This is a genomic window from Mycobacterium sp., from assembly GCF_049683935.1.
In the GTDB taxonomy this organism is placed as follows: Bacteria; Actinomycetota; Actinomycetes; order Mycobacteriales; family Mycobacteriaceae; genus Mycobacterium.
The window spans coordinates 1-4,771 of the sequence record NZ_JBAUJR010000374.1 but is presented as its reverse complement, the minus strand read 5'-3'; the positions used below and the strand labels follow the sequence as shown (position 1 = coordinate 4,771).

The following is a 4,771-nucleotide window of genomic DNA, read 5'->3' as shown; positions in this document are numbered from 1 at the left end:
GGTCCCGATGGCCGAGCTGCCCGGCTTCACCCCACCCAGCGCCCAGGGGCACGGCGGCCAGGTGCTCTCGCTGCGGGTCGGACCGCATCGGGTGCTGGTGCTCGTCGGCCGGATCCACGCCTACGAGGGACACGACCTGCGCCACGTCGTGCATCCGGTGCGGACCGCCTGCGCGGCCGGCGCGCACACCGTGGTGCTGACCAACGCCGCGGGTGGGCTGCGGCCGGACTTCACGGTGGGCCAGCCCGTGCTGATCAGCGACCATCTCAACCTGACCGCCCGATCGCCGCTGGTCGGAGCCGAGTTCGTGGACCTCGTCGACGCGTACTCGCCGCGGCTGCGGGCCCTCGCACGCGAGATCGACCCCACGCTGGCCGACGGCGTCTACGCAGGCCTGCCGGGACCGCACTACGAGACGCCGGCCGAGATCCGGATGCTGCGCACGCTGGGCGCCGACCTGGTCGGCATGTCGACGGTGCACGAGACGATCGCCGCCCGCGCCGCGGGCGCACAGGTACTGGGAGTGTCGCTGGTGACGAACCTGGCGGCCGGGATGACAGGCCAGCCGCTCAGTCACGACGAGGTGCTCGAGGCGGGCCGTCAGTCGGCCACCCGGATGGGCTCCCTGCTGTCCTCGGTGATCGCCCGGGTCTGATCGCGGCCCAGCTTGCGGCTGGCCCACACCACGCCGCGGGCCAGCAGCGGCGCGGCGAACAGCATCAGCAGGATCCGCACCACCTGCGCGGCGATGATGAACGTGACGTTGGACCCGGTCTCGACTGCGGTGGCCAGCACCGCGTACACGCCGCCGGGGCTGGTCGCCAGGTAACCCTCCAGCGGGGTCAGGCCGGTGACGTGGGCCAGCAACACCCCGAGCCCGGCAGTGGCGACCGTCAGCGCGACGATCAGCCCCACGGCCGCGGGCAGCAGCCGCCCGACCGTCCGCAGCGCCTCGCGGTTGAACGCCAGGCCGGCCTGCCAGCCGATCAGCATGTAGCCCGCCTGGACCAGCACCATCGGCACCGACATTCCGAACGACAGCCCGCTGAGCTCGAGCACGACCGTCAGGGCGAGCGGACCGAGCAGTGCCGCCCCGGGCAGCCGGATCAGCCGGCCGGCAGTGGCGCCGACGAGCACCAGCACGACGACAATGCCGAGGCTCAGATACCACGGGGCCTGGTCGGTGGGCGCGGTCGCAGCGTCGGGTCGGGACTTGTCGGCGTGGTAGATGAGGGTGACGACGACGGGCATCGACGCGGTGACGAGCGCAACCCGCAGGTACTGGACGACGGCGACCACGCGGTCGTCGCCGCCGAGTTCGCGGGCGATGGCCACCAGCCCGGAGGCGCCGCCTGCCGTCAGGGCCAGAGACCCGGTCAGCGGCGTGACGTCGCGGCGCAGTCCCAGCAATACCCCGGCGATGACGCTGAGTAGCAGGGTCGCCACGGCGATACCGATGACGATGGGCCAGTCACCGCCGAGTGCGGCCACCGCGTCCTGCTGGACCATCGTGCCGATGTAGACACCGAGCACCCCCTGGGCCGCAAGGCCGAGCTTGCGCGGAACCCGGGCCGGCCCCTTCGCCATCAGCGCCAGCACGATGCCGACGACCAGTGCGGCGAACAGCGCGGCCGACGGGACACCGACCAGCGTCAACGGAACGGTGACGGCTGCGGTCGCCGCCAGCAGCAGCGCCCACCTGAGTATCTGTCGCATCCACTTCATACCGATAGCAAGTATGCACTTACTATTTCATGATCGCAAAGGCGTCTTTGTGCTCTTGCCGGTGCCGATTGCCAAGGTATACCTTGGCATCTATGGATAGTCCCCCGTCCTCAGCGGCCACCGAGCTACGCGAGTCGGTGATGGCGATCGCCCGGCAGATCCGCAGGCACCGACCTGACAACGCCCTGACGCCCACCCAGATGCAGCTACTCGGAGAGATCAGCCGCGCCGCCGTCACCACGCCGGCCGAGCTCGGTGTGCTCATGCAGGTCAGAGTCCAGTCGCTGACCGACTCCCTCAACGAGCTCGAAGCCAGAAAGCTGATCCACCGTCGTCCCGACGAGACCGACCGTCGCCGTCAGCTCGTCGAGCTCACCGAAGCGGGTGGGGCACTGCTGACCGCCGACCGCGCCGAACGCGACGCCTGGCTGCGCGACACGATGCGCGACACGCTCTCGACGCTGGAGTTCGACCTGCTGATGCTGGTGGCCCCGATCCTGCGCAAGCTGGCCGATGCGGATTCGGCGCGATAGGCCGACCGCCGCCGCGGTGTGTTTGCGCGCCGAATCGGCCTCTGGTGGGGTGGAGCGATGGGTGAGCTCGCGGACGTCGTGGCCGAATGGATCGCTCATGACCCCGACCCGGGATCTGCCGCCGAGCTTGCAGCCTGCAGCGACGACGAGCTCGCCGACCGCTTCGCGACACCCCTGACGTTCGGCACCGCGGGGCTTCGGGGCCCGCTGCGTGCCGGCCCCAACGGGATGAACCTTGCGGTGGTGCTGCGTGCGACCTGGGGCGTCGCCCGGGTTCTCGCCGACCGGTCGCTGGGTGGACCGACGGTTGTCATCGGCTACGACGCCCGCCACCGCTCGGCAGAGTTCGGCCGCGCGGTCGCTGAAGTCTTTGCCGCTCAAGGATTTTCCGTCATCCTGATGCCCTCCCCCGTACCCACCCCCGCGGTGGCGTTCGCCGTCCGCACTGTGGGGGCCGCCGCGGGCGTGCAGATCACCGCGTCGCACAACCCGGCTACGGACAACGGCTACAAGGTGTACTTCCCGGGCGGGCTGCAGATCGTCGAACCCACCGACCGGGACATCGAGCACGCCATCGCGGCAGCACCTCCAGCGGACGAGATTGCCCGAACACCCGTTACGCCCAGCGGTTTCCAGGTACTGCGCGACTACGTCGAACGGGCGGCCGCGGTCCGCCGGGGCACCGGTTCCGCCCGCGTCGCTCTGACGCCGATGCACGGGGTGGGCGGTGAGTTCGCACTGGATGCGTTGGCGCTTGCCGGGTTTGGTGACGTGCACGTCGTCGACAGCCAGTTCACGCCCGACCCCGACTTCCCGACGGTGGCGTTTCCGAACCCGGAGGAGCCGGGCGCGGCCGACCGTCTGCTCGCCCTGGCCGCCGACGTCGACGCGGAGATCGCCATCGCACTCGATCCCGATGCCGACCGGTGTGCTGTCGGTGTCCCGACCCCAACCGGGTGGCGGATGCTCACCGGTGACGAAACCGGTTGGCTGCTGGGCGATTACATTCTGTCCGCCTGCCAGGCTCCGGCGGTGGTGGCGAGCACCGTGGTGTCGTCGCGGATGCTCTCGCGCATCGCCGCCTCGTACGGGGCGCGGCACGTCGAGACGCTGACGGGCTTCAAGTGGTTGGCGCGTGCCGATGACGATGTGCCCGGGACGCTGGTGTACGCCTACGAGGAGGCGATCGGGCACTGCGTGGACCCCGCGGCGGTCCGCGACAAGGACGGCATCAGCGCCGCCGTGCTGGTGTGTGACCTCGTCGTCGCACTGCGGGCCAAGGGACTCACGATGCTCGATGCGCTCGACGATCTGGCCCGCCGTCACGGCGTGCACACCACCGCCGCGGTGACCCGCCGGGTCGACTCGCCCGCCGACGCCGCCAGGCTGATGGCGCGACTGCGCAGTGCGCCACCCACGCAGCTGGCCGGCTTTGCCGTCACCGTCACCGACCTGCAGCCGCGCACCGACGCCCTGGTGTTCAGCGGTGGCGACGACGCGACCTCGGTGCGGGTGGTGACGCGCCCGTCCGGCACCGAGCCGAAACTCAAGTCCTACATCGAGATTCGCTGCACCGGGGATCTGGCGGCAGCTCGCGATCGTGCGCAACTGGCGCAGGACGCCGTCGCGACGGATCTGCGCAACTGGGGCTAGCCATCGCCGAAACTGTATTCCGCGTGAGGTTTTCGGGGCCTACGGCGCGTGGAATACAGTTTCGGCGGGTGGTCAGCGGGGGCCGAACTGGCGGTCGCCGGCGTCACCCAGGCCGGGGACGATGTAGGCGATGTCGTTGAGACCCGAGTCGATCGTCGCGGTGTAGAGCCGCATCATCGGCGCCACTTTCTCCAGCGCCGCAATGCCTTCCGGTGCGACGACCACGCAGATCGCGGTGATGTCGACGGCGTCGCGGGCGTAGAGCAGCTCGATGGTGTGCACCATCGAACCGCCGGTGGCCAGCATCGGGTCGAGCACGATCACCGGCTGCGTGCTCAGGTCATCGGGTAGCGATTCCAGGTAGGGCGTGGGCTGATGGGTTTCCTCGTTGCGGGCCACCCCGACAAAACCGACCCGCGCTTCCGGGATCAGCGCGTGCGCCTGATCCACCATGCCCAGGCCCGCCCGCAGCACCGGGACCAGCAGCGGCGGATTGGCCAGCTTCACCCCCGCGGTGTCGGCCATCGGGGTGCGGACCGCGACGGTGTCGATCGCCAGATCCCGGGTGGCCTCGTACACGAGCATCAAGGTGAGATCCCGCAGCGCAGCACGGAAGGCCGCATTGTCGGTGCGCTCGTCACGCAGAGTGGTCAGCCGCGCCGCGGCCAAGGGATGGTCGACCACACGCACGTCCATGAAGTGCCACCCTAATGGGAACCGAACGGGGTTTCCCGGCGTCCTACCTTCCATGGACGCGCGTTTGTCTGCAGACACCGACCTGATCCGCGCTTACGGTTCGGCCGCGGCGGGCCACGCGGCGGACCTGGACGCGGTCGCCGCCCGCCTGACCGCCGTGGCGG

5 protein-coding genes are annotated in these 4,771 nt (G+C 70.1%); 3 read left to right on the top strand and 2 right to left on the bottom strand.

Going from position 1 to position 4,771, the window contains the following annotated elements:
* A partial coding sequence (locus tag WA965_RS21665) for a purine-nucleoside phosphorylase (RefSeq protein WP_526448061.1) occupies nt 1-655 on the top strand: 655 nt, incomplete at its 5' end.
* Here the strand turns inward: WA965_RS21665 and WA965_RS21660 are convergent.
* Nucleotides 601-1,716, bottom strand: a complete 1,116-nt coding sequence (locus WA965_RS21660) for an AbrB family protein (RefSeq protein WP_526448060.1) — start codon at nt 1,714-1,716, stop codon at nt 601-603. The genes WA965_RS21665 and WA965_RS21660 overlap by 55 nt on opposite strands.
* Before the next feature lie 101 nt (nt 1,717-1,817).
* On the opposite strand from WA965_RS21660, the gene WA965_RS21655 reads away from it, so the two are divergent.
* Nucleotides 1,818-2,258 (top strand): MarR family winged helix-turn-helix transcriptional regulator, encoded by a 441-nt coding sequence (locus WA965_RS21655; protein WP_526297714.1) that lies wholly within the window; start codon nt 1,818-1,820, stop codon nt 2,256-2,258.
* A gap of 57 nt (nt 2,259-2,315) precedes the next feature.
* The gene (locus WA965_RS21650; RefSeq protein ID WP_526448059.1) at nt 2,316-3,911 is read left to right on the top strand and encodes a phospho-sugar mutase; all 1,596 of its coding nucleotides are present in this window, start codon (nt 2,316-2,318) and stop codon (nt 3,909-3,911) included.
* Between the two features lie 72 nt (nt 3,912-3,983).
* Here WA965_RS21650 and upp read toward each other — a convergent pair whose 3' ends face one another.
* A complete protein-coding gene (gene upp, locus WA965_RS21645; protein ID WP_526448058.1) occupies nt 3,984-4,607 on the bottom strand; it encodes a uracil phosphoribosyltransferase in 624 nt (207 codons plus the stop codon).
* Nucleotides 4,608-4,771: the final 164 nt, after the last annotated feature.

Excerpts from the sequence above, each read along its gene's own strand:
- WA965_RS21660 (WP_526448060.1), bottom strand. The coding sequence starts at position 1,716 with ATGCGACAGATACTCAGGTGGGCGCTGCTGCTGGCGGCGACCGCAGCC.
- WA965_RS21655 (WP_526297714.1), top strand. The coding sequence starts at position 1,818 with ATGGATAGTCCCCCGTCCTCAGCGGCCACCGAGCTACGCGAGTCGGTG.
- WA965_RS21650 (WP_526448059.1), top strand. The coding sequence starts at position 2,316 with ATGGGTGAGCTCGCGGACGTCGTGGCCGAATGGATCGCTCATGACCCC.
- upp (WP_526448058.1), bottom strand. The coding sequence starts at position 4,607 with ATGGACGTGCGTGTGGTCGACCATCCCTTGGCCGCGGCGCGGCTGACC.